Below are 25,616 nucleotides of genomic sequence, written 5' to 3'. Positions count from 1 at the left end.
TATGCTATCCGTTCATTCTATTTCGATACACTTCATAAATCAGCAAACTTGCTGCTACACTCGCATTTAGGCTTTGAACGTGAGAAGTTTCACTCATCGGAATCGTAATCATCTCGTCCACTTCTTTTTTCAGCCCTTGACTCATGCCTTTTCCTTCATTGCCGATAATCAAAGCGATTTTCCCCTTTGTTTGCCATTTTTGATATGGGACACCTTTCATATCTGTGCCAAACACCCAATAGCCTTGCTCTTTTAGTTGTTTCATCGCCTGCGTAAGATTGGTTACACGGGCAATTGGTACGTGTTCAATCGCACCTGTTGAAGTTTTCACAACTGTCGGTGTCACGCCAACCGCTCTATGCTTAGGAATAATCACACCGTCCACACCTGCGGCATCACTCGTTCGCAAAATCGAGCCAAAATTGTGTGGGTCGGTCAATGAATCTAAAACAATCAAAAATGCTTGTTCCTTGTCGGTTTTGGCAAGTAATTCTTCTAACTCCAAATACTCGAAAGGTTGAGTTGAAACCAAGACATTTTGATGAACCGCACCATTTGTCAAAGAATCCATTTTTTGCTTGGAAATGAATTTGACAGGTACTTTCTTTTCTCTAGCAATGCGTTTTAGCTCATCTAAAGATTTTCCACGACTTTCTTCTACGAAAAATAATTTATTCACACGTCCGCTCAAAAGTGCCTCTTTGACTGCGTGATGACCGTAGAGAAGATTTTCATCTATTTCTTTTTTTTCATGTTCTTGTTTATTTCGGGTCATATTTGTCAACCTTTCCGATTTTTGCAATACACCAATTGATAATTTCCTCTAGCCGTGCAGTTTCTTCCGTCAAATAAAGATAGCCAAGCACCGCCTCAAATCCCGTGGAAATCGCATAGGTTTTTGCATCTGTATTTTTCGCCTTTGTGTGCGTGTGAGCATTTCGTCCGCGTTTGAAAATGGAAACTTCCGCTTCACTCAACAATTCCGCAGCAGTCATTTCTTGCCACAAAAAAGCTTGTGCCTTGGCACTGACATATTGCTTTGCTCTATGATGAAATTGTGCAGGTCTATGGACACCTGTTTCCATGAGGAATTTTCGCACATACACCTCATAAATCGCATCTCCCATGTACGCAAGAGCGACACCGTTCATCTGTAACACATCTTTTTTCTCCATTATTCAACCACTTTCCAACGTGTACCATTGGCAGTATCTTCTAGCACAATGCCACGACTTGCTAATGTATCACGAATTTCGTCACTTCTTGCAAAATCACGATTTTTCCTTGCGAGATTTCTCTCTTCAATCAATCGTTCAATTTCTTCATCTAGTGAATTTTCTTCTTTGGTAAATGTCAGCCCGAAAACCTCAGCAATTCCTAGGAAAATTTTGATTGTTTGAGCATAAACTTTCTCAGAAATCGCTGTTTCCTCCGCTGTTTTGTTCATCCATGTTGCAAGCTCGTAAAAAACACTCACACCATTTGCCGCGTTAAAATCGTCTTCCATTTCCGCAATAAATCTATTTTCCAGACGGATGAGTTCGCTCATTTTTTCGTCATCACTCGCAAGAGATTCCACAAGACTTTCTTCTCTAAATGTAAAATTGTGATAGCTATTTTTCAGCTTGTTCAAATTTACTTCTGCCTCAAGCAATGCCGTTTCACTAAAGCGAATCGGACGTCTGTATTGCGTTGTACTCATCAAAAATCGAACGATTTGAGGGTCTACACGCTTGAGCAATTCGTGAGCTGTGACAAAGTTCCCAAGCGACTTGCTCATTTTTTCGTCATCTTCGCCAATGGTTACAAATCCATTGTGCAACCAATAATTTGCAAATTTTTTTCCCGTTTTCGCCTCAGATTGTGCGATTTCATTGGTGTGATGTGGAAATTCCAAATCACTACCGCCTCCGTGAATGTCAATGGTTTCTCCCAAAAATTTAGTTGCCATCACCGAACACTCAATATGCCAGCCGGGTCTGCCGTCACCCCAAGGAGAACGCCATGAGATTTCGCCTTCTTTCGCCTGTTTCCAAAGAGCAAAATCAATCGGGTCTTCCTTTCGATTTGCCTCCTCACCCACACGTCCGCCCGCACCGATTTCCAAATCGTCAATCGTTTTATTGGCTAACGCTCCATAGTTTTCCGATTTTCTAGCACGAAAATACACATCTCCAGAACTTTCATATGCAAATCCTTTTTCAATTAATACCTCAATAAATGAAATAATATCGTCCATATTTTCCACAACACGTGGGTGGCTTGTCGCCTCAAGTACGTTCAACGCTCCGACATCTTTGCGGAAAGCCTGAATATATTTTTCAGCAATTTCTTCAGGTGTCAACTGTTCTTCTTTGGCACGCTGAATAATTTTATCATCTACATCTGTGAAATTTGATACATAATTCACCTCGTAGCCACGATATTCCAAAAAGCGACGAATTACGTCAAAAGCAACCGTACTTCTTGCATTACCGATATGAATGTAGTTGTAAACGGTCGGCCCGCAAACATACATTCTTACTTTTCCTTCTTCTATTGGAACAAACACTTCTTTTTGTCTTGTCATTGTGTTGTATAACTTCATTTCAATGCTCCTTTTTCTACTTTTTCTAGCTACGAGGGGCTGAAGTCTGGCAACTGCTCACAATGTCGCTCGAAACTTCGTTTCGATGCTAGTCTTTCAAGAATCTTTGATTCTTAGAAAGACTGTATGCGAAACGAAGTGTAGCAGTGAATAAACGACATGGTTCGCTGTTGCAGACTTCAGAACGCTCCGCTCGCTTTTATTTTCCTATTTTTTCTCCATAAATTCTCACGACTTTGGCAGGAATCCCTACTACTGTGGCACCTTCTGGTACGTCTTTGTTGACAACTGCACTTGCTCCAACTTTTGCATTTTTGCCAATTTCAACTGGGCCAATGACTTGTGCGTGTGCACTGATGAGTGCATTTTCACGAACGGTAGGGTGGCGTTTCCCTGTATCTTTCCCTGTACCCCCAAGGGTTACTCCATGATACAATTTCACACCACGCTCAACTTCAGCTGTCTCACCAATGACTAGACCACTTCCATGGTCAATAAACACTCCATAGGCAATTTTTGCTCCCGGGTGAATTTCAATTTGCGTAAGAAATCGCCAGAGTTGACTGTGCATTTTTGCTAGTAAAAAGCATTTTTTATTGTAAAGAAAATGACTAATCCTATGAGCTGCAAGTGCGTGTACTCCCGGATAGGTCAATAGCACATCTATCGCATTTCTCGCAGCAGGATCATTTTTCAAAACTACTTTAATCGCCTCTTTCCAAAAGCCCATTGCACTCCCTACTTTCTAAATCATTATCTTTTTCCTATTGTAGCATTTTTTAAGGAAATTCTCGAAAACTAAATGAGAAGAAAGAGGAATTTCTTGATTATTTTTTTCTATCTTGGTAAGTAGTGAAAAAGGAATCGCACAAATGTGCAAATAATTTTAAATTCACTTTGTGATATTGATTTCACAAGTAATCCGCTATATGATGAACAGGTAACGAAGAAAGTGTTTTCAAAATAGAAATGGAGGATTTTACATGACTAAAGTATTTGCAAGTCCGTCTCGCTATGTTCAAGGAAAAGGTGTGTTAACTACTGGAATTGAACATATCGCAAAATTAGGGGTGAAACCCTTGTTACTCTGCGATGATGTCGTTTGGAAAATCGCTGGGGAGAAGTTGGTCGAAAATTTGACCGCAAAAGATTTAACAACCGTGCGTGTCGCATTTAACGGGGAAGCCTCTCTTGTTGAAGTTGAGCGTGTGTCGAAAATCGCAGCAGAAAATCAGTCTGATGTAGTGCTAGGTCTTGGTGGAGGAAAAACGATTGATTCGGCAAAAGCAATTGCTGATAAGTTATCTTTACCTGTGGCAATCTTGCCAACTATCGCATCAACTGACGCTCCAACCTCTGCATTGTCTGTTATTTATTCAGAAGAAGGAGCATTTGAGCAATATCTTTTCTACAAGAAAAATCCAGAGTTAGTGCTGGTAGATACCGAAGTAATTAGTAAAGCACCTACTCGCTTACTTGCCTCTGGTATCGCAGACGGTTTAGCGACGTGGGTAGAAGGTCGTGCCGTGTTGCAGAAAAATGGAGATACTATGGCAGGTGGAAAACCAAGTCTCGCAGCAATTGCAATTGCTGAAAAATGTGAAGAAACTCTATTTGCCTACGGACGTCAAGCAATCGAGGCAAATCGTGCAAATGTGGTAACGGAAGCTCTTGAGGCTGTTGTAGAGGCAAATACTTTGTTAAGTGGTATTGGTTTTGAAAGCTGTGGTTTGGCTGCTACTCACGCAATCCACAATGGTTTTACAGCGTTGCATGGCGATATTCATCATTTGACACATGGCGAAAAAGTTGCCTACGGCACGTTAACACAACTCGTACTAGAAAATAAACCAAAAGAAATTTTGGATAAATATATCCGTTTCTATCAATCTCTTGACTTACCGACTACTCTTGAAGAAATTCATCTAGGAAATGCAAATTACGAAGAATTGCTCAAAGTCGGCAAACAAGCCACCATTGAAGGTGAAACAATTCACCAAATGCCTTTTGTCGTAACAGCTGAAGACGTAGCAGATGCTTTACTTGCTGTGGATGCTTATGTTAAGAGTTTGAAATAAAATATGGGTAACCCATATTAATTCCGTTCATTTTATCCGTTCAAAATAAGGCTGGGTTATCGTTGTACCCAGCCTTTTTTCTTATAGATACTCTGATAGTGGTAATGCGTCAATTTTTCCGCCGTAAACTCTTAATGCAATGCCATATTTCTTTTTCTTTAAAAGTTTGATTGCCACTTCGCCAAATTCTATGCCTAAAATTCTATCCTCACAAGCAGGGTCTCCTCCTCGTTGGATATGTCCTAAAATGAGTGGGTGTACTTTGTATTTGCTATTTCTTTCGATGTTTTTTGTCAACTCAAGACAGCTAATTGCACCTTCTGCCGTTACAATCATGCTATATTTTTTGTCCTGTTTTTTGCTCAAGTCTAAACTTTCAATGACTTCCTCTGTTGTAAATTCTTTTTCAGGAATAATCGTCATATCCGCCCCGACTGCTTTTCCAACTTTTTTGGCAATATTCCCAGAATGTCTGCCCATAACCTCGACTACAAAAATATGCCCATGACTTGCAGCTGTCGTACTTAACTTGTCAATTACCGCCGTTGCGTTACTCACCGCTGTGGAAAAACCTAGTGAATTTTCTGTTCCGAAAATATCATTGTCAATCGTTGCAGGAATCGCAATAACTGGAAAGTAAAATTGCGAGAGTTTGGCAGCTCCTTTGTAACTACCGTCGCCACCAATGACAATTAGGGCATCAAAGTCATGTTTTTCCATAATTTCAACGGCAGTTCTTTGGACTTCTTTTTCTTGAAAAGCGGGAAATCGAATCGTTTCTAAAATCGTTCCGCCTTGACGAAGGTAGGGAAATGTATTTTCTATGGTCAAGGGAACAAAATTTTCCTCGATAATTCCAATATACCCACATTTTGCACCGTACACTTCGATATTTTCCTCCGTTGCTTTCTTGACAATGCCGTACAAAGCAGCGTTCATTCCCGGTGCGTCTCCCCCGCTCGTTATTACTACTACTTTTTTCATATTCAACCTCTTAATTTGTCTATTGCCTTCTGCCAATCATTTGTGCCTAGTACCGCACTTCCTGCCACCAAAATATCTACTCCAGCTTGTTTGCAAAGAAAAGCTGTTTCTTCATTGACTCCTCCGTCAATTTCAATTTCAAATGTCAGATGTTCCTCTTTTCGCCATTTGGCAAGTTGTTCAACATTTTTCAGCACTTCTGGAATAAACGCTTGACCGCCAAACCCCGGATTGACAGACATTTGCAATACATAATCCACTTCATTCAACAATGGAGCAACACTAAATGCCGAAGTTCCCGGATTTAAGACAATACCTGCTTTCACGCCTGATTGCTTGATTTGTTGGAGCAAGCGATGTGGGTGACGACTTGCCTCAACGTGAAAACTAATCATATCTGCTCCCGCATGAATAAATAAAGGAATTTGCTGTTCCGGATTTTGCACCATTAAATGCACATCAAACCGTTTTTTCGAGTACGCTCTAAGACTTTGAACCATTTGAGAGCCAAAAGTAATCGGTGGAACAAATTGACCGTCCATTACATCTATATGAATTACTTCTGCATTCGTTTGTTCAATTTTTTCGACAACCGCACCTAGATTTTCAAAAGTTCCTGCTAAAATAGAGGGGGCAATTTTTATGCTCATTTTCTCACCTACTTTCCAAATGCTGCTAAATATTTCTCAGCAATAGAGGTTGCCGTAAAGCCAAAATGTTCCATTAACACTTCTGCTTTTCCACTTGCTCCGAACTCATCTATCGAGATAACAACTCCGCTGTCGCCAACATATTTTCTCCAGCCCAAACTCGTCCCACATTCAATAGAAAGTCGATTTTTTTGTTTTTCTGGCAAAATTTCTTCTTGATATTCTTTTGACTGTTCATCAAATAATTGACTACTTGGCATAGAAACAACTCGAGTGTAAATTCCTTTTTCCGCTAGTAGTGCTTGCACCTCTAAGGCAAGTGCGACTTCACTTCCTGTGGCAATCAAAATTCCGTCACTTTCTTTTTTCTGAGTGGAAACAATGTAAGCTCCTTTTGCTACCCCCTCATCTATCACCTGTTGCGGATTTGGCAAGACAGGCAAATCTTGACGAGAGAGGACAAAAATACTCGGTTTATTCGTCTCAAGCAGAGCGTGTTTGTATGCAGCTACCACTTCTTTTGCATCTGCTGGGCGATACATTCTCACGTTTGGCATTGCTCGTAGGCTTGCTAAATGTTCGATTGGCTCATGTGTTGGTCCGTCCTCGCCAACGGCAATGCTGTCATGGGTGAAAATGTACCATACTGGCAAATTCATCAACGCAGACATCCGAATAGCAGGGCGAACATAATCTGAAAAGACAAAGAACGTTGAACCAAATACTCTCACTCCTCCATGAAGTGTCATACCATTCAATATCGTTCCCATGCCAAATTCACGCACACCAAACCAAATATTTTTCCCTTGACGATTCTTTGCAGAAAATCGTTCAAATTTGGTCAAATTGGTTTTATTAGAGCTTGCTAAGTCAGCAGAACCGCCTAAAAAGTCTGGTAGTTGCTCGCTAAGTGCATTTAATACGATACCTGAGGCACTTCGTGTCGCAATTGCTCCGTTCTCCTCAAAAGACGGCAATACAAGCCCTTCTAATTCTATGTCTCCTTCGATACTTGCTAAAAATTCTTCGGCTAATTGAGGATATTGTTCTTGATATGCCAAATACAACTCTAACCATTCTTGAGCCTTTTTATCTCCTTGCACACCAATTTCTCTTGTATAAGCTAAAATTTCCTCTGGCACTTCAAACGGTGCCGATTGCCAACCGTAAAAATCTTTGGCTGCTTGTGCCTCCACTTCACCAAGAGGGGAACCGTGAGAAGAAGATTTTCCTGCTTTATTCGGTGAACCAAAACCAATCGTTGTTTTCACTTCAATTAATGTCGGTTTATTACTTTCGTCTTTTGCCATTTGAATAGCGTTTATAATCGCCTCCAAATCATTCCCGTCCTCAACCAATAACGTTTGCCAACCGTAAGCCTCATAACGCTGACGTACATTTTCAGAAAACGACTCACTCAATTCTCCGTCTAGCGAAATATCGTTGCTATCGTATAGGACAATCAATTTCCCAAGCCCTAGGTGTCCTGCAAGGGAAGAGGATTCCCCACTCACTCCTTCCATCAAATCGCCGTCCCCGCATAAAGCAAATGTGTAGTGATTCACTAAATCAAAGTTTTCTTGATTGTATTTTGCGGATAAATAGGATTCCGCCAAGGCGAAACCACAAGCTGTGCCAATTCCTTGACCAAGTGGTCCACTCGTTGCGTCAACTCCTACCGTATGCGTATATTCTGGATGTCCCGGAGTTTTACTGCCAAGCTGTCGAAATTGCTTTAATTCCTCTAAACTCACGTCTTCGTAACCTAGTAAATACATCATGCTATAAAGCAACGCACTCCCATGCCCTGCCGCCAATACAAAACGGTCACGATTAAACCAATGAGGTGTACTTGGTGAAATGTTCATCTCTCGCCCAAAAAGTGCATAGCCCATTACCGCTGCTCCAAGTGGCATTCCGGGGTGACCAGAATTTGCCTTTTCTATCATATCAATGCTTAATGCTCGAATTGCTGTTATTGCGTTTAAATCTTCTTGACTCATGTAAATATTCCTCCAATTTTATCTCATGATTTCTACTCATTCAACATTTGAACACGTTTTTCATGTCGACCACCTTGATACACTGCCTCAAGCCATGTATCTACGATGAGACAAGCTAATCCTTCACCGATAACTCGTTGTCCCATGCAAAGTACATTACTATCATTATGCTCTCTTGTGGCTTTTGCTGAAAATACATCATGGCAAAGTGCCGCACGAACGCCCGAAACTTTATTTGCTGCAATGCTTATGCCAATTCCTGTACCACAAATGGCAATGCCATAATCCGCCTTTTGATTGACAACCGCCTCTCCAATTAGTCGTCCATAGTAAGGATAATCAACTGAGGCAACATCATTTTGCGTGCCATAATCTTCCACTTCAATTCCTTTTTGAACTAAATGTTGAATCAAAGCATTTTTCAACTGAAATCCTCCGTGGTCGCTTGCGATTGCTATTTTCATTGGGTTCCTCCTTGTCTAGCTATGAGGAGCTAAAGTCTGGCAACTGCTCACAATGTCGCTCGAAACTTCGTTTCGATGCTAGTCTTTCAAGAATCTTTGATTCTTAGAAAGACTGTATGCGAAACGAAGTGTAGCAGTAAATAAACGACATGGTTCGCTGTTGCAGACTTCAAATCGCTCCTCTCCGCTTTTCTGTGTCTAGCTATGAGGGGCTGAAGTCTGGTGGCTGTTCCCAGTGCCGATCGAAACTTGCGTTTCGATCAAGTAAACGGCACGGCTCACTGCCACAGACTTCAGAACGCCCCGCTTGCTTTTCTTTGTCTAGCTACGAGGGGCTGAAGTCTGGCAACTGCTCACAATGTCGCTTGAAGCTTCGCTTCAAGTAAATAAACGACATGGTTCGCTGTTGCAGACTTCAAATCGCCCCGCTCGCTTTTCTGTTAATTCCTTTGTGCAAATTCTATTCCGTTGGGGTATATCATGATTTTGTTGTAGCTTTCTTCTCGGTTGACGGCGATGTTGAATGCTCTTTGTAAGTCTGCTAGTTCAAAACGATGAGAAATCATGTCGGAAATTTTCAACATTCCATTTCTCAAATAATCTACCGAATTGAACCATTCTTTTCCCGGGAATGGGGAGGAATAGGAGTTCCAAAAACCTTTAATCGTACATTCTCGTCTGAAAATATTCTCAAATGCCTCTTGCTTTAATGTTACATCTGAATAGGCAATTCCTTGATAGCCGATTTTCCCTTGTTTCCGTGTAATCAACAAGCACTGCTCCTCGGTGATTTTGCTCCCCGCACATTCCATTGAAATATCTACCCCCATGCCGTCAGTATATTCGTTGACCTTTTCCACTAAATCCTCCTTTAATGGATTAATCATATGCGTACACCCACGTTTTTTAGCTTCGATTAGTTTGTTTTCATCAATGTCAATGCCAATAATTTTCTTTACACCTGCTAGTTTTAGCCATTCCAGTGTTAAAAGCCCAATTGTTCCTAAACCAAAAATCGCCACTATATCGCCAACTTTTGGCTCAATTCCAATTACGCCATGACTTGCAACAGCTAAAGGTTCAATCATTGCTGCCGATTCAAACGATAAATCATCGCCAATCGGGATAATATTTTCTTGCGGTGCATCACAATATTCGGCAAATCCTCCATATCTGTGCGTGCCTGTCATTGTGTATTCTTCACACATTTGATATTGCCCAGAACGGCAGTAATAGCACTCATAGCAAGGAATTAACGGAGCTACCGCCACACGATCACCTTTTTTAAATTTTTGCACATCACTTCCGATTTCTTCCACCACTCCTGCAAATTCATGTCCTGTAATCATTGGAAGTTGATATTTCCAATGCCCTTGCATTTTGTGAATGTCTGAACCACAAATTCCCGCGGCTGCCACTCTTATCCGTACATCTCCGCTTGCTAATGCTCCTAATTCTACATCCTCATAATGAAATTCATTGACTGCTTTTAATACTCCTGCTTTCATGTATTGCCTCTTTCTTCTTGTTTTCTTTGTCTGTTTTCCTTTTCGTTTAGAGAGATATTTCTATCTATACAAAAGATTCTTGCTCTCCAGAAGATTCTGGAACATAGACCAAGCCAACTATTGTCTAGCCAGCAATGCTTTGATACAATTCGCTCAGTTTTAAAATTACCCAGTGAATGACGTTTCCACCTACATCAAGAGAGGAAATGGTTGTTCCTTGTTCGACTAACTTATTGCCCACACCTTCCATCATTTGCGTATGAACAGGGGCGAAATTTGTCGCTAAAAGTAACCCAATGGCAATGACAACCGTACCTGTTAGCACACTATGGAAAATATTCCCTTTACGACTTCCGACAATCAACGAAACGTAAAACGGAATGGTCGCTAAATCCCCAAATGGTAGCACTTTGTTTCCCGGTAAAATCACTGCGACAAGCAAAGTAATCGGAACAAGTAGTAGACCAGTGGCTAAGTTTGCAGGGTGTCCTGTGGTGAGAGCGGCATCTAGCCCGAGATAAATTTCTCTTCCTTTGAAACGTGTGGAAAGAAACTCTTTGGCTGCCTCTGAAATCGGCACTAAACCTTCCATTAAAATTTTTACCATACGTGGCATTAAAAACATTACCGCTCCAAGACTCATTGCTAACTGACACACCTTTCCAACGTCATAACCTGCAAGTACGCCAAGGAGAATCCCAATGAACACACCCATCATCATTGGTTCGCCAAAAATCCCAAAACGTTTTTGAATGGTGTCTGAACTGATGTTGATTTTATTCAATCCGGGGATTTTTGAAATCCCGTAACCAATCGGAATCCCAAGCAAGCCGTAAGCATCCGTTGAAGTAGTCGGCAAAGTAATGCCCTCTAAACCATAAAACTCTGAAACAATCGGAGCTGTTTTATCAGCAATTTTCAGCACAATCACCTCATTGATAATTGCAGCAATAATTGAAATCCCCCAATTCCCTCCTGTCACAACATAGGCTGTTGAGGCACTTGCAACAAAATGCCAATAATTCCATATGTCAATATCGACTGTTTTGGTAAACTTGATGACGACTAAAAGCAAATTGACCACTAAGCAAATCGGGATGATGAGTGCTGCTACTGGTGCCGCCCATGCTGCTGCCGCCGCTGCGGGCCACCCTGCATCTACAATGGTTAAATTTAAACCAAATCGCTTCACCATTTCTTGAGCGGCAGGACCGATGTTGTCACTCAAAACACCAATCACCAAATTTACTCCAATCATTGCAATCCCAATCGTGATACCTGAGCGAATCGCTTCACCAATTTTCACACGAAAAATCAAAGCAATGATGAAAATCATAATTGGCAGCATGACAGACGGCCCTAGTCCTAGCACGTACTGCACTACGTCGTTGACTGTTTTTATAAATTCCATAGTTTTTCTCCTTATATTTTTTATACCTAATTTTTTTGTTCAGCAGAGGAGGTTCCTCGTGATTTCTAAAAATTTAACCTACGCTAATGCCACCTCTCTGGCTGTTGCCAAAATCTTTTCGTTCAGCTGTTCTTCACCAATGCCGCTGATAAAGGCAATCGCTGTGATTGCGGGTATATCATAGGTTGTCGGCAAAACAGAAGTCGAAATCAGCATATCTGCTTTGCTCTGCATATTTGCCGCCTCGGCAATTTTGATTTGCGTGATGTCCGCTTCTAATTCGCTTGTTGCAAATAAATCGGTAATCTTTTTCATTGCGACTGTGCTTGTTGCAATTCCTGCACCGCAAGCTACTAATACTTTAATTTTCTTCATTTCTTTCAATCTCCTTTATTTGTTCAATAAATGCTTGAACCTCTTTTTGTGTTTGCAATTTTTCTATTTCCTCGGTTTGCCTTAGTATGCTAATAAGCGATTGGAGCATGGATAGTTGTGCGTGTGGTTCTTTTAGCCCCAAGACAAAAATGATTTTTGCCTCAACATTTGAGGTGGGTAAATCCATTCTGGCAAATGATACACCCTCAGGTACAGTAAGAACGGAGATAAACTCCTCTCTGATACACTCGGCATCTGTATGTGGTATGGCTACACCAATTTTTTCTAGCTGTATTCCTGTTGGAAATTCTACTTCTCTTGCTTTTATTTTTTCCAAAAATATTTCCTCTACAAATCCATCCTTTCTCGCTTGATTGTGGACATAATCGAAAACATTGTCTGACTGCTCAAATTCCTCCCCTAGAAAAACTAATGAGGGTTGAATGTAGTCGGATAATTTTTTCTCATTTGCACTCATTAAATCACCTCCTCTCGTAAATATTCTTCCAAATACCCTCTAGCTTCTTTGGCATTTGTGCTTTTCTTTAATTTTTCTATCACCTCCGTTTGTCCTGATAGCTGAACTAGCTCTAGCATGGTTTCAGCTATCGCCTCTTTGGTGTTCGTAGCGAAAAGAATCACTAAATAAATAGACTGGGTTTTCTTAAAACAAATACCCTCCTTTACAATTCCCATTGCAAGCCCTGTCCCATAAACCTCAAACTCACTTGCCACGTGAGGCAAGGCGATTGTCTCACGCAAAGCGATTTGAGGGGTGATTTCTGTATATTGCCGTAAAACCTCGTCAATATATCTTTGAGCAATAATTTTTTTCTCAATTAAAATATTTCCCAAAGACTGCACGACCTCCTGCCAACTTTCATTTTGAAAAATTTGTATGGACATATCTTTTATTGTAGAAAAGATAGATTCCCTTTGATTAAAAATTTTTGGTCGTCTTTCATTGACGATTTCCAATACTTCTGCCAACACTCTTTTCGCTTGGTTTTTGTCCTCAAAATGTCGAAATAAATCCTCCATTTTTCCTAAATCATAAAGACTTTCCCCAAAATTATTTGTCTCCTCCAAAATCCTCTGTCGAAATCTCTGTTTTTCAGCCAAAGTAGAGAGTAAATTTCTCAGTAAAAACACTGGTTTTTCCGTTTTTACAATCGCATCTGTCGAAAAATAATAATCCACTTCCTCTTCATAACTTGCAATATCTCGTATCGAAATCGTATCAACAAATAAAATTTCTGGGAAAATTGCCGTTAAGATATTGAAATAATAGTTGGAGATGAAAATACCATTTTGACAGACAATCAAGGCTTTTTTTACGTTTTTCTCCGATTTATTCGACTCGTTCATACTTTGCAGATGACTGCCTACAAAAATGGAGAGGAAAAAGACTTCTTCATCAGGCATTGCTTCTCCTAATACTTCTTCAAGCGGTGCAACAAATCCTTTCATCAAGTGATAAATTGGAAAATGTTGCATTTCAGACAAATGTTTATCTGCCGTTTTCAGTGTCAAATGAAATTTCATTCGATAGTAAGCAGACTCCATATGCGACATTAACTTGCTAATCAATTCCTCCTTTTTATCTATTTCTATCATGAGAAATAGTGCGATTTCCTCTATAATTTTCCTCATCGCCTGCTCTAGTTTTTGGTAAAGTATCGGCTCAAGAGGATAGGATTTCCTGCGATTTGCACTTAAAATCAATAGGGCAAAATAGTTTTGCTCCTCCTCGGACAATTCTAGGAGGCTACTCAATTTTTTTAGTTCTAATGATGTCGTAGTTTTCAAAAATGCCTCGTGAAAATCAATTTGTCTATACATACAATCAAGCTCTAATCCCCTTTGGATTCGACTGCACACCAGAGGAATGAAATACGTCAAAAGAGACAACTGTTCATCCGAAAATTGAATTTTTAGCTGTTCCTCTAATCTTTCTAACAGCTGATGACTCAGCTGGAGCCGTTCTTTGTCAAGCTGGCAAATTTTCTCCACTAACGAATATTCTTTTTGCTCTATAATCAAAATATTGACCAACTCTAAAAGATAATTGCGTTTTATCCATTCCGTTCCTTGCACAAAATAACCATTTTCCGAATCGTATTGAAAATATAATTCTCTTTCTTTCATTTCCTTTTTGACGATTTTCAAATCTCTCAACACTGTGTTTTTGCTCGTTTGGAAAAAATCAATAAACCAATAGGTAGACAAATATTCGCTTGACGTCAGAAGAATTAGCTCTGTCAGTAAAACTCTTTGCTCTCGTCTAAAATAACCGTCAGAATTTTGCTGGATAATTGCATTTTTCTTGAACGCAATTCTAAGCTCATTGTCAATTACAAAATAACCATTTTTGTTTCTTGTAATCGGTGAGTAATTTTGTTCGAGTAGCCACTCATTTATATTTTTCAATGAATAATTCATTTGACCTCTTGTCCATTTGTATTTCTCTTTGAAAAATTGCGTATTCATATTTTGTTGACCATGAATCAATTCTGTAAATAGCAATTCACTTCTCGAATCCAACATATCAATTTCCTCCTGACTTTCTGTTTTGTCTAGCTGTGAGGGGCAGGAGTTGGTCGCTGTTCGCAGTGCCACTTGAAACTTCGTTTCAAGCAAGTAAATGGCACGGCTCACTACGACAAACTCCTAAACGCCCCTCGTAGCTTTTCTATATCTTTTATTATACAAAAGGATTTTATAAAGAAAAGGCTTTCTTGGCACAAGTTTTCCGTCAACACTTTGTGCAACGTGGGACTGGACTGATACACCACAAAAAAACGCAGGAAATCACTGATTTTAAAACCTTTGATTTCCTACGTTTTTATACGACTGCTCTAGTTGTTCTCATTGCAATCCAAAAATTCCTTCACCACCGTCATATACTCCCTCGGGCAGCTCACCATTGGCACGTGCCCACCGCTTTGAAATTCGTAATGCTTGGCATTTGGAGCGAGTTCAAGCATTTTCGCTCGTTGCAAAGGATTAGCGATTTTATCCGTCGGGCTATCTAGTATCAACACTTCTTTTTCAGCATACGTTTCGGATGTGAACGTGTACTCATAGAGAAATTCCTCCATACACGTAATCATCGCCAAAAAATCTTCTTTCGTGATAAGTTTCATATCTTCCCTACACAATTCTCGTAACAATTTCGTTGCCACTTCGTCATTCCAAAATTCTAGTTTCGGCAAAACCATTTTTCCTAGTCGATTAGTCAAAACAGAGACAGGAAGTACCTTTAATACTCGCCTTGCCCATTTGTAAATTCTCAGTTCTGAGGCATTGGTTGTTTGTGCGTCCTTTTCTTCCATTGCCGTCAAACTATGTGAAAATATTATTTTCTTTGCAAACTCTGGGTACTTGCTGATGAGATTTTGCAAATGCACACCACCGTTTGAATGACCAATCATGTGACATTCCCTCACGCCTTCAAGTTCTAAAATCTCTCTTAACACTTCGGCAGTTTGCGAAAATTGAGCAACTGGTGGCATGGAAAGAGCGATTGTCGTGTAGTCTTTTCGAAATTCTTTAGCAAGCGGTAAAGCGAGCAAATGTCCTGTATTGTTGGATAAAATCGCAAGTAGAAATGATTTTCCCTCGCCACTCACCGTATATTTTCCTTGAACACCCTCAAATTCAAAGGTTTTCTGCTGAACCTCAAAGTTACCAAAAGTATAATTTTTTACTTCTATTACCCTCATATTCATTTCCCCTCTGAGACGTGTCTCATTTCCAGAAATCATCAAAAATCGTAATCGGTAAATGACGTTTGTGTTGCGTTTTTAAATACCAATTTTCAATTTTCTCCTTCGCCTCTGTGCTAATTGTTTTCCCCTCGGTGTAGTCGTCAATGTCCGTATAGCTTACACCAAGAGCTACCTCATCTGCAAGTCCGGGTTTCCCGTCCTCTAGGTCAGCTGTCGGCACTTTTTCATAAATCGCTACATCTGCTCCAAGCTCTGCCAAAAGCATTTTCCCTTGTCGCTTGTTCAAGCGGAAAATTGGCAACAAATCTGCCCCGCCGTCACCGTATTTTGTGTAAAATCCTGTAATATTTTCTGCTGCATGGTCTGTTCCAAGAACAGCACCATTATAACTTCCTGCTACGGCATATTGAGTAATCATTCGCTGACGTGCTTTGATGTTTCCTTTGTTAAAATCACTCACTTCAACGCCTGAAGTTACTAAGGCATTTACTTGTCCGTCCACCGCCTCTTTGATATTGACTGTTAAACGAATATCTGGTTGAATGAAATTCAACGCACGCTGTGCATCTTCTTCATCAGCTTGTACACCATAAGGTAATCGAATAGCGATAAATTGATAACTCGCATCTTTCGTCTCCTCACGCATTTCTTCAATTGCCAACTGTGCCAAGCGACCAGAAAGGCTTGAATCTTGCCCACCGCTAATTCCTAAAACGTACGATTTTATAAACGGATGTTTTTTCAAGTATTCTTTTAGAAAATCAATACTTTTTCTAATTTCTTCTTTTGGGTCAATTTCAGGCTTGACACCTAATTCCTTGATGATTTCTTCTTGTAAACTCATGAGTAATCTCCTTTGTCTAGTTGCTAGGGGAAGTATTCGGTCGCTGTTGGAAACTTTAAAACGCCCCTCTTAGCTTTTCTTTGTCTAGCTACAAGGGGCAGGAGTTGGGTCGCTGTTCGCAATGCCACTTGAAACTTCGTTTCAAGCAAGTAAATGGCATGGCTCACTGCGACAAACTCCTAAACGCCCCTCGTAGCTTTTCTTTGTCTAGCTGTGAGGGGCTGAAGTTTGGCAACTGTTCGCAACAGCACTGGAAACTGCGTTTCCAGCAAGTAAATGCTGTGACTCACTGTTGCAAACTTCAAAACGCCCCTCGTAGCTTTTCTTTGTCGAGCTGTGAGGGGCTGAAGTCTGGTGGCTGTTCGCAGTACCGATCGAAACTTGCGTTTCGATCAAGTAAACGGCACGGCTCACTGCCACAGACTTCAAAACGCCCCTCGTAGCTTTTCTTTGTCGAGCTACAAGGGGCAGGAGTTGGGTCGCTGTTCGCAATGCCACTTGAAACTTCGTTTCAAGCAAGTAAATGGCATGGCTCACTACGACAAACTCCTGAACGCCCCTTGTAGCTTTTCTTTGCTTAAATTATGGAATAAGCACCGCTAGTTGTCCTAATTTTTTCTGTATATTTACAATACTAAGAATCAAACCGAATGCTAAAAGAAGTAGCTCGTCTTTATCTTCTTCCGTCCATATTTCATATGTTCGTCCCCTCGTAGTTACTCCGCCAATTTCTTTGCCATTTCTCTCAATAGTATGTCCGCCCATTGATTCAGTACAACTCAGACCTTTCAAACCTTGAATTTGATACTTTTCTTGAAAATTTTGATAATCCACTTGAACCGAAAAAGTTTCGTTTTTCGTCCATACAATAAACCCACGGTTAAACGAACCACTTTCTCGTGTAATGCTGAGAACCTCTACTCCGTCTTGCAAAAAAGAAAAGTGCTTTTTCATTTTGCTACGTCGTACTTCCATTTTATAAGCTAATGTATCTCTGGTATTTATTACTTTCCCCTCTTTTATAAATGAAAGTGCTGTTTGTTCAAAAAATAATTTTCCCATTTTATTCTCTCCTTGCCTTGTTTAATTGTATGGTTCAAACTCAGAAAGCCCCGTTCGCTCGCAATTTTGGATAAGTGCAAGTTTTTAGAGATGTCCTAAACTGCTCACTTTCTTTCTAACATCCTCGATTAAGTTCATTTTATGTTGCCATAGCTGTTTGGATAAATCAACTGGATATGGCTGTGGGTTCAAATCACGCTTGTACTCATCCCAAAGCTCGCCTAGTTTTTCTTGCTGAAACTTGCAAATTTCCTCTAATTTTGGCAATTCATACACAAGTTCTCCGTTGACAAAAATGTCGTGTAAAAGTGGTTTTGCCTCAAAATCTTTCACCGTTTTATTGATAAACGTATGCACAGGGTGAAACATGAAAATTTCTTCTTGTTCCTTTGGATTTTCATCTGCCAAACAAATGTAATCCCCCTCACTTTTACCATCACTTTTGCGTGTAATTCGCCACACTTGTTTTTTTCCTGGAGTGGAAACTTTCTCTGCATTGCTAGAGAGTTTTATCGTGTCTTGCATTTCACCCTGTTCGTCCTCGATAGAGACGATTTTATACACTCCCCCAAGAGCTGGCTGGTCATATGCAGTAATCAACTTCGTTCCCACACCCCAGACGTCAATTTTCGCCTTTTGCATTTTCAAGCTCAAAATCGTACTTTCGTCTAAATCATTTGACGCGTAAATTTTTGCCTCGGTAAAACCTGCCTCATCTAGTTGTTCACGCACTTTTTTGGAAATATATGCCATATCACCTGAGTCAATTCGCACACCAAGGAAATTAATTTTTTCTCCAAATTCTCTTGCCACACGAATAGCACTTGGAACACCTACTTTTAGCGTGTCATAAGTGTCGACTAAAAATACGCAATCTTTGTGCGTTTGTGCATATGCTTTGAACGCTTCATAATCATTGCCATAACTTTGCACCAAAGCGTGAGCGTGTGTCCCACTTGCTTTTATGCCAAACATTTTGCTTGCTCGCACATTACTCGTTGCACTCGCTCCACCAATCACCGCTGCTCTCGTTCCCCAAACGGCAGCGTCCATTTCTTGCGAACGTCTTGTGCCAAATTCAAGCAACGGGTCATCGCCAATAACAGATTTGATACGTGCTGCTTTTGTTGCAATCAACGTCTGGAAATTGATAATGTTCAGCAAAGCTGTTTCGATTAATTGACATTGCACTAAAGGACCTTCCACCTGCACAATCGGTTCATTGCTAAAAACCAAATCGCCCTCCAACGCACTTCTCACCGTACAAGTGAATTGAAAATTTTTCAAATAAGCCAAAAAATCTTCTGGATATTCTGCTACCTCACGCAAATAGGCAATATCTGTCAATGAAAAACTCAAATTGCTCAAATATTCCACCATACGCTCAAGTCCTGCAAACACTGCATAGCCATTTTTAAATGGTAAATTGCGGAAATAAAGCTCAAAAACCGCCTTTTTTTCCGCACGTCCACAAGCCCAATACGTCTGCATCATATTAATTTGGTACAAGTCCGTATGAAGTGTTAAACTATCATCTGGATAAAATCGTGGCATTTCTTTCGCCTCCGTTCTTTAGTTATAAATACTATTATAACAAATGAACCACAAACTGTGAAAATAAGCGAACCTTGAAGATGTTTGTCGTTAAAATAAAATCATAACTCCAACAAAGATACCTCTAAAAAATTTAAAATTACAAAGAACAAGTTACATTTTCATTTGATTGCGAGTCTTTGCAAGTTCGTGGTATAGGAATCGCCTTTGTTCACGATAAGTGCCTCTTGCGATAGCGAAAATGTAGCAAATCAAGGAATAAGTGACAAAATACTGCATGATTCAATAGAAAACACGCAGTAGTTCAGTTTAATCCATATTTTTCGAAAATTCTCTAGGCGTACAATTAAAATAAAGCTTAAAAGCACGTGAAAAGGAAGAATATTCCTGATAGCCGACCATTTGACTGATTTCTTGAAGAGAATTTTTACCTTCAAGAATAAATTCTTTGGCTTTTTCCATCTTTAATTCATTGTAGCAATCAGCAAAAGGCTTGCTATCAAAGAGATGAGAATATCTGTTAATAGTCTTTGGCGAAATAAAAAACAATTCTGCCAATTCCTTCAGTCGATAATGTTGGTGAATATTGTTTTTCAGAAAAGATTTCAAATTTAAGTAAATCATCTTTTTATGTTCGAACACACAATCCAAAATTCTATTGTAGATTCCTATAAAAATGCGTTTGATTTCTGAAAAATGAACCTGTAAGATGTCTTTGCTCAACTTTAAATAACGTGATAACTTCTTGTTTCGCAAAGAAATCTTTTTTATATTCGTTCGATAAGCACCAATAATAAATACAAGATTTTTGCTAGGAATAGCAAATGAACAGTAGGCGAGCCCCAAAAAATCATAAAAGATAGAAAAGTTTTCTCCCAAAAAAAGATTTTCCTCAAATTTCCCACCAATAAAACAATTTTGTTTCATTTGTTCTACTTGTGAATGAAGAAGATGTTTGAAAAAATCATCTTTACTTAATTCACACATGAGTTTGTTATTGTTTTCGTTGAGCAAAACTTTGTTCTTTTTTACGTCTAACACATAAACAAGAGAATGATTAAGTGTTTTACAGTATTCTAGTATTGCAGTATTTTCCATACAAAAAATTCCCCTTTCCCTTTATGTAACAATGTAACAATATTACTATAACTATATAACACTTGAAATTAAACATCTCAATCAAAAAAGTTGATGTATTAGAAAATGAAACGATAATTATATGGGTACCTCTAAAAACTCGCACTTATCCTAAATTGCTAGTTTTCCGATTTTCTTTGTCAATCTCCTCAACCTATGAACCACATAGCTTTCGTCGATTTCCTCGAAAATCGAAAAACTAGCTAATTTAGTATTAAGCGGAGTTTTTAGAGGTACCCATATTTTATATTGTTCTTTCTAAAATTTCAAATAGAAATATAAAAAATTGCACAAGTTGTCCGTTTATGCAAAGAATTTTGTCTATTTTTGTTATGTACTTTATATAAAAATTTCGATAAACTATTTTTATCTTATGAATTACCCGTAAGATATTTGTTCAAAAATAGGAGGAGGAGATAAGATGAAAAATCTCTATAAATTTGTACTATCTATCATTTTATCAGCAACAGGAGATTGGTTTAGAACAGTTTTGTTGATTACAACTTTAAGTGTATTAACAAAAAATCCCTCTGTGATTAGTTTCTTTTTCATTCTAAGCATATTGCCTTCAATTATATTAACACCAATAATTAGTCCTATATCTCGATATATAAAGAAAAAAAGGTTGTTGATTTTTTGTGATATAGTACGATTATTTATTAGTTTACTTTTTATAATTGCTATTAGTGAAAAAAATATCAGTTTTCTATTTCTATTGATATTTGTAAATGGTTGTTTTTCTGCCATTTCTACCCCTACAAAAACAGCTTTTCTTCCATTGATTATTTCAGAGGAAGACTTAGTTAAAGGAAATAGTCTCATGGCTACTTCGCAGAGTGGAATAATGCTTATCTCTACAGCTTTAGGTGGAGTGGCTACAAATTATTTATCCGCTCCTATTATTTTATTAATAGATGCGTTCAGTTTTTTCTTAGCCATACTATTAGTATTTTCAATAGATATAATTGAAGATGTAGAAAATGATAAGTCTGGAAAATCATATCTAAATTTATTGAGTGAAAATTTTTTAGTTGTAAAAGAAACGAGAAACTTAAAAATGGCTATCGCTTATTCCTCTTTAAGAGAATTCATAGCAGGTTTTGTATATGTTTTTTTCTCATATAAAATTCTTCAACTATTACAAATGGGGAGTGTAGGACTTTCTTATGGGTATATCGCAAGTGGAATAGGACAAATTTTAGGTGCATATTTAATGACTAAATATTTAAAAAATAGAATAAGCGATTCATCATTAACTAAAGTGTTACCTTTTTTTATTTTGTCATTACTGCTATTACATGATAGTTCATATATGGTAGTTTATCCGATAGCATTTTTCATTCTTAATTTTTTCTCAAATATCTTTTACAACCCCATCGGGATTATAATTAATGTTATAATTACTAAAAGCACAACAGGAACAGAAAGAAGTGGGATATTTTTTTTAAACCATTTTTTCTCTATGATAGCTTACTTATTAGGTTTTATTACTGTTGGACTTTTGTTTCTTATTACTGATTATAAGATGATTCTTTTGATAGTAAGTTCTATAAGCGTTTTATTACTAATAGGAATTCATAGTTTACAAGGAGAAGAGATAAAATGAAAAATATAGAAAAAATAATATTTCCAGACATACATACGGAAGTTTCTCAATGCTGTTTTTATTTAAAAGAAGAAAATGCTCAAAAAGATGAAGATATTCTTAATGAGTATATTTCTAGTATTAATTCTCATGATTTTGAAAATGTTAGAAAAATTTTATCGCCTAATGCCGAATTTATTTTCTCAGATAAAAAATGTTCAAAAATAGAAGATATCGAGGAATATTTTATAAAAGCATGGGAAGAACTTAGCGATGAAGTGTATGAGGCAAAAAACTCAAAGATATTGATAGAAAACGAATATTTAAAAATTTTTACCTATAATTTTTATTACTATGGAACAAATACGGTAGGGGAAGCAATAAGTGGAAATGGAGAAGCCACAAATATTTTTTCTAAAATAAATAATGAATGGAAATTAATTCATGAACATTTAAGTTGTTATTAAACTTCTTTTGCATTAAAAACTATCGTATGCTTGTATGGGTACTTCTAAAAACTAGATTTTTTTCAAAAATTGAAAATAGAAGTTCTTAGTAACTTTTTTTGTCTAGCTACGAAGTGCTAAAGTCTGGTGGCTGTTCGCAACGTCGCTTGAAACTAAAGTTTCAATGCTAGTCTTTCAAGAATCTTTGATTCTTAGAAAGACTGTATGCGAAACGAAGTATAGCAGTAAATAAACGACGTGACTCACTGCCACAGACTTCAAAACGCACTTCTTCGCTTTTCTGTGTCTAGCTACGAGGGGCTGGACTTTGGTCGCTGTTCGCAATGCCACTTGAAGCTCTGCTTCAAGCAAGTAAATGGCATGGCTTACTGCGACAAACTCCAGAACGCCCCTCGTAGCTTTTCTTATAATAAATCCTCAAATTCATCTTCTAGTCGCACGTTTCCTACTTCGCCGAGTGGGGTGATTTCGGAAATTTTTAGTCCTGCGATTGCTCTCTCTATCAAGCCCTCAATGTCAAGGCGTGCCTCATATTCTCTTGTAAGTTCCAAATTTGGACGAGTTTTCGGGCTGGCTGGAGAAAAAATCGTGCAACAATCCTCAAAAGGTTGAATCGAAATTTCAAAAGTATCAATTTTTTGGCTTAGCTCAATAATTTCAAGTTTATCCATTGTAACAACAGGACGAATAACGGGTGTCGTTGTCACATCGTTGATTGCCTGCATACTCTCCAGCGTTTGACTTGCCACTTGACCAAGCGACTCACCGTTGATAATCACGTATCCCTTACGCATTTGGCGGATTTTATCGGTCAATCTCATCATCATTCGACGTGTAATGGTCATCAAATACGCCTCAGGTGCTTTTGCTTTAATTTCCTCTTGAATTTCCGTAAACGGCACTTCGATAAACTGGATATTGCCACCGAAAACAGTGAGTTTTTGCGTTAAATCTTTTGCCTTTTGCAATGCTCCTGCTGAAGTGTACGGCGGAGAGGCAAAATGCACCATTTCAAGTTCTACCCCACGTTTCATTGCCAAATAACCTGCCACGGGAGAATCTATTCCACCAGAGAGCATTAACATTCCACGACCACTCGTTGCAACAGGAAGTCCTCCTGCACCTTTGATTGTTTCAAAACTAAAATAAACAGCATCCATGCGGACTTCCACACGTAAATCTAAGTCGGGTTTCTTCATTTTCGCCTGAATACCTTCGACTTTGTTAAATACTGCACTTCCAAGAAATTGATTTAACCCTGTTGTATCAAGTTCAAAGTCATGGTCACTACGTTTACTTGTTATTTTAAACGTCATGCCCTCAAAAAATTGCTCACGGACAATACTCACCGCCATTTTTTTCATCTCTTCCAAATCTTTCTCCACTCTCACAACTGGCGAAAAACTTTGTATACCAAACACTTTTTTCAACTCAGGAATCAACAAATCGCTATCCTCACCATTTAGCAACAAATGCGTCCGATCCCGCTCTGCAATAATTTTAATTTTAGGAAAATCCACCAATGCCAGACGAATATTTTTCGCCAACTGCTGAATAAACCTCTTGCGATTCTTTCCTTTTGTCGAAAGCTCGCCGTAGCGAACCATTATTTCGGTGTATTTCATAGCCTCTGCACTACTCCCTCTTGTTATTTTTTTGCTTTCTTATTATATCATCTTAAAAGCAAAGAAAAAAGAAAAGCGAAAAAGAGGCGTTTGTTGTAGTGAACCTTGCCATTGAGAACAATGACTAGCTTCCTGCTACTCGTAGCTAGGTAAAAGCCAAACTACTCAAACCGAATCCTAAAAACTATCTAGTTTTTAGAGTTTCTCTTAGTTGTGGCAACATTTAAAATCTAGCCTGATTTACTAGTTTTGTCCTAACCTCTTTTCGCTTTTGTATCAAACTCTAAGATATTTTCGCAAACTTCTCACTCAAAAGACGAAATACAATCAAAAACTGTTCCACTTCTGCCATAGTATTGCTCTCATCAAGCGATACACGCACAGCTGTTTCAGAGAGGTTTGTTGGCACGTTCATTGCTTTTAGCGTACTTGCAGGATATTTTTTTCGACTGCTACAAGCACTTGTAGTCGAAATATAAATTTGCTTTTCCTCAAACGCATGAACCAACACTTCTCCTCGTACTCCTCTTAGACCAAATGTGACAATATGTGGTGAAAAATCTTCATCGCACTCTGTAAACAATGTCACGTTTTCATAGGTTTTCAGTGATTCGAGCAAATATTTTTGAAGTGCCTGTAAATGATTTTCTTTCGCCTTTACTTTTTCCATATATAACCGCAATGCTTTCGCACTAGATACAATACCTGCCACGTTTTCCGTTGTGGAACGCCTATTACTCTCTTGTCCGCCACCTGTCAAAAGTGGTGCAAGATCTTTGCCTTTTTTTGCATAAAGAAATCCTACACCACGCACTCCGTGAAATTTATGTGCCGAAAAACTCGCAAAATCCACTCGTGGATGTAAATACTTCTCCGTTGGAATTTTTCCAACTGCTTGAACTGCATCCACATGAAAATGAATGTTGGGGTAATGTTCTAACAACTCGCCAATCGCCGAAATTGGCTGAATACTGCCAATTTCATTATTCACTGCCATAATCGAAACTAAAATAGTATCCTTGCGAATAAGCGAAGAAAGCTCGTCTAGTTTTACCATTCCACGATTATCTACACCTACACGACTAATTTCAAAACCAAGAAGTTCCAGCTGGTTGGCTGTTTCATAAACTGCAGGGTGTTCAATCGCTGAAATGATGATGTGTCTCCCGAAATTTTTCTTGGCAATCGCACTACCTTTTAACGCCCAATTGTCACTTTCTGTCCCTCCCGAAGTGAAGAAAATCTCCTCACCTTTTACACCTAAAATATCGGCAACTTGCCCTCTAGCTCGTACTAGCAAACGACGTGCCTCCTCCCCCAAACTATGCAAACTAGAAGGGTTCCCAATAATTCGCTGACTTGTTTTCATGTACGTGTCTAACACTTCTGGAAATGGAATAGTCGTTGCTGCATTGTCAAAATAAATCATGAATTTCTCCTTATCTAACACGAAATGCTGAAGTCTGGTGGCTGTTCGCAACGTCAATTGAAACTTCGTTTCAATGCTAGTCTTTCAAGAATCTTTGATTCTTAGAAAGACTGTATGCGAAA

25 protein-coding genes and 1 pseudogene are annotated in these 25,616 nt (G+C 38.8%); 3 read left to right on the top strand and 23 right to left on the bottom strand.

The genetic code is table 11. The annotated features are described in order from the left end of the window. Positions 1-4: 4 nt before the first annotated feature. From rlmB to epsC, 4 genes and pseudogenes are all read right to left on the bottom strand, one after another. Positions 5-775: a 23S rRNA (guanosine(2251)-2'-O)-methyltransferase RlmB gene (gene rlmB / locus B5D30_RS04360; RefSeq protein WP_078806810.1), complete on the bottom strand. Its 771-nt coding sequence runs from the start codon at positions 773-775 to the stop codon at positions 5-7. Continuing rightward, entirely contained in the window at positions 762-1,175 is a 414-nt protein-coding gene (locus tag B5D30_RS04355) for a Mini-ribonuclease 3 (RefSeq protein ID WP_078806809.1), read from the bottom strand. Before B5D30_RS04355 ends, rlmB begins: the two co-directional genes overlap by 14 nt. Then, positions 1,175-2,587, bottom strand: coding sequence for a cysteine--tRNA ligase (gene cysS / locus B5D30_RS04350; RefSeq protein ID WP_078806808.1), 1,413 nt, complete (start codon positions 2,585-2,587; stop codon positions 1,175-1,177). The genes B5D30_RS04355 and cysS overlap by 1 nt, the downstream gene beginning before the upstream one ends. A 211-nt stretch (positions 2,588-2,798) precedes the next feature. Then, positions 2,799-3,317 (bottom strand): annotated as a pseudogene (gene epsC, locus B5D30_RS04345) (serine O-acetyltransferase EpsC); the annotation flags it as partial. 253 nt (positions 3,318-3,570) lie between these two features. On the opposite strand from epsC, the gene B5D30_RS04340 reads away from it, so the two are divergent. Then, positions 3,571-4,665, top strand: coding sequence for a glycerol dehydrogenase (locus B5D30_RS04340; RefSeq protein ID WP_078806806.1), 1,095 nt, complete (start codon positions 3,571-3,573; stop codon positions 4,663-4,665). An 81-nt stretch (positions 4,666-4,746) separates the two neighbouring features. Here the strand turns inward: B5D30_RS04340 and B5D30_RS04335 are convergent, their stop codons facing one another. From B5D30_RS04335 to B5D30_RS04265, 16 genes are all read right to left on the bottom strand, one after another. Beyond that, a complete protein-coding gene (locus B5D30_RS04335; RefSeq protein WP_078806805.1) occupies positions 4,747-5,649 on the bottom strand; it encodes a 6-phosphofructokinase in 903 nt (300 codons plus the stop codon). Between the two features lie 2 nt (positions 5,650-5,651). Then, entirely contained in the window at positions 5,652-6,299 is a 648-nt protein-coding gene (gene rpe, locus B5D30_RS04330; RefSeq protein WP_078806804.1) for a ribulose-phosphate 3-epimerase, read from the bottom strand. Positions 6,300-6,307: 8 nt separating this feature from the next. Further along, positions 6,308-8,302, bottom strand: coding sequence for a transketolase (tkt, locus tag B5D30_RS04325; protein ID WP_078806803.1), 1,995 nt, complete (start codon positions 8,300-8,302; stop codon positions 6,308-6,310). A gap of 32 nt (positions 8,303-8,334) precedes the next feature. Then, a complete protein-coding gene (gene rpiB / locus B5D30_RS04320) occupies positions 8,335-8,766 on the bottom strand; it encodes a ribose 5-phosphate isomerase B (RefSeq protein ID WP_078806802.1) in 432 nt (143 codons plus the stop codon). Positions 8,767-9,206: 440 nt separating this feature from the next. Further along, the gene (locus B5D30_RS04315; RefSeq protein WP_078806801.1) at positions 9,207-10,274 is read right to left on the bottom strand and encodes a galactitol-1-phosphate 5-dehydrogenase; all 1,068 of its coding nucleotides are present in this window, start codon (positions 10,272-10,274) and stop codon (positions 9,207-9,209) included. A gap of 124 nt (positions 10,275-10,398) precedes the next feature. Beyond that, the gene (locus tag B5D30_RS04310) at positions 10,399-11,676 is read right to left on the bottom strand and encodes a PTS galactitol transporter subunit IIC (protein ID WP_078806832.1); all 1,278 of its coding nucleotides are present in this window, start codon (positions 11,674-11,676) and stop codon (positions 10,399-10,401) included. Positions 11,677-11,763: 87 nt separating this feature from the next. Beyond that, the gene (locus B5D30_RS04305; protein WP_078806800.1) at positions 11,764-12,060 is read right to left on the bottom strand and encodes a PTS sugar transporter subunit IIB; all 297 of its coding nucleotides are present in this window, start codon (positions 12,058-12,060) and stop codon (positions 11,764-11,766) included. Beyond that, positions 12,047-12,538 carry a PTS sugar transporter subunit IIA gene (locus B5D30_RS04300; protein ID WP_078806799.1) on the bottom strand — a complete coding sequence of 164 codons (492 nt, stop codon included), beginning with the start codon at positions 12,536-12,538 and terminating at the stop codon, positions 12,047-12,049. The genes B5D30_RS04305 and B5D30_RS04300 overlap by 14 nt, the downstream gene beginning before the upstream one ends. Beyond that, entirely contained in the window at positions 12,538-14,718 is a 2,181-nt protein-coding gene (locus B5D30_RS04295) for a BglG family transcription antiterminator (RefSeq protein ID WP_078806798.1), read from the bottom strand. The genes B5D30_RS04300 and B5D30_RS04295 overlap by 1 nt, the downstream gene beginning before the upstream one ends. A 200-nt stretch (positions 14,719-14,918) precedes the next feature. Then, entirely contained in the window at positions 14,919-15,785 is an 867-nt protein-coding gene (locus B5D30_RS04290) for an alpha/beta fold hydrolase (protein WP_078806797.1), read from the bottom strand. A 25-nt stretch (positions 15,786-15,810) separates the two neighbouring features. Then, a complete protein-coding gene (gene nadE / locus B5D30_RS04285) occupies positions 15,811-16,635 on the bottom strand; it encodes an ammonia-dependent NAD(+) synthetase (protein WP_078806796.1) in 825 nt (274 codons plus the stop codon). A gap of 23 nt (positions 16,636-16,658) precedes the next feature. Continuing rightward, on the bottom strand, positions 16,659-16,802 hold the full coding sequence (locus tag B5D30_RS13485; protein WP_159443200.1) for a hypothetical protein: 144 nt from the start codon (positions 16,800-16,802) through the stop codon (positions 16,659-16,661). 40 nt (positions 16,803-16,842) lie between these two features. After that, positions 16,843-17,172: a hypothetical protein gene (locus B5D30_RS04280; RefSeq protein ID WP_078806795.1), complete on the bottom strand. Its 330-nt coding sequence runs from the start codon at positions 17,170-17,172 to the stop codon at positions 16,843-16,845. A gap of 45 nt (positions 17,173-17,217) precedes the next feature. After that, positions 17,218-17,697 (bottom strand): hypothetical protein, encoded by a 480-nt coding sequence (locus B5D30_RS04275; RefSeq protein WP_078806794.1) that lies wholly within the window; start codon positions 17,695-17,697, stop codon positions 17,218-17,220. An 84-nt stretch (positions 17,698-17,781) separates the two neighbouring features. Then, positions 17,782-19,251, bottom strand: a complete 1,470-nt coding sequence (locus B5D30_RS04270; RefSeq protein ID WP_078806793.1) for a nicotinate phosphoribosyltransferase — start codon at positions 19,249-19,251, stop codon at positions 17,782-17,784. A 309-nt stretch (positions 19,252-19,560) separates the two neighbouring features. Beyond that, on the bottom strand, positions 19,561-20,349 hold the full coding sequence (locus tag B5D30_RS04265) for a helix-turn-helix domain-containing protein (RefSeq protein WP_078806792.1): 789 nt from the start codon (positions 20,347-20,349) through the stop codon (positions 19,561-19,563). A gap of 460 nt (positions 20,350-20,809) precedes the next feature. Between B5D30_RS04265 and B5D30_RS04260 the strand changes: the two genes are divergently transcribed. Continuing rightward, positions 20,810-21,994, top strand: a complete 1,185-nt coding sequence (locus B5D30_RS04260; protein WP_078806791.1) for an MFS transporter — start codon at positions 20,810-20,812, stop codon at positions 21,992-21,994. Beyond that, entirely contained in the window at positions 21,991-22,440 is a 450-nt protein-coding gene (locus B5D30_RS04255; protein ID WP_078806790.1) for a YybH family protein, read from the top strand. Before B5D30_RS04260 ends, B5D30_RS04255 begins: the two co-directional genes overlap by 4 nt. A 174-nt stretch (positions 22,441-22,614) precedes the next feature. Here B5D30_RS04255 and B5D30_RS13480 read toward each other — a convergent pair whose 3' ends face one another. The 3 genes from B5D30_RS13480 to B5D30_RS04245 all read right to left on the bottom strand — a co-directional run bounded on the left by B5D30_RS13480 (position 22,615) and on the right by B5D30_RS04245 (position 25,494). Continuing rightward, positions 22,615-22,770, bottom strand: coding sequence for a hypothetical protein (locus tag B5D30_RS13480; RefSeq protein WP_159443199.1), 156 nt, complete (start codon positions 22,768-22,770; stop codon positions 22,615-22,617). Positions 22,771-22,844: 74 nt separating this feature from the next. After that, entirely contained in the window at positions 22,845-24,065 is a 1,221-nt protein-coding gene (gene thiI, locus B5D30_RS04250) for a tRNA uracil 4-sulfurtransferase ThiI (protein WP_078806789.1), read from the bottom strand. 283 nt (positions 24,066-24,348) lie between these two features. Then, positions 24,349-25,494, bottom strand: coding sequence for a cysteine desulfurase family protein (locus B5D30_RS04245; RefSeq protein WP_078806788.1), 1,146 nt, complete (start codon positions 25,492-25,494; stop codon positions 24,349-24,351). Between the last annotated feature and the right edge of the window lie 122 nt (positions 25,495-25,616).

The organism is Pilibacter termitis, from assembly GCF_900167335.1.
GTDB classification, from domain to species: domain Bacteria; phylum Bacillota; class Bacilli; order Lactobacillales; family Streptococcaceae; genus Pilibacter; species Pilibacter termitis.
Note: the sequence above shows the minus strand (reverse complement) of the source record. Positions and strands in the feature narration are given on the sequence as shown.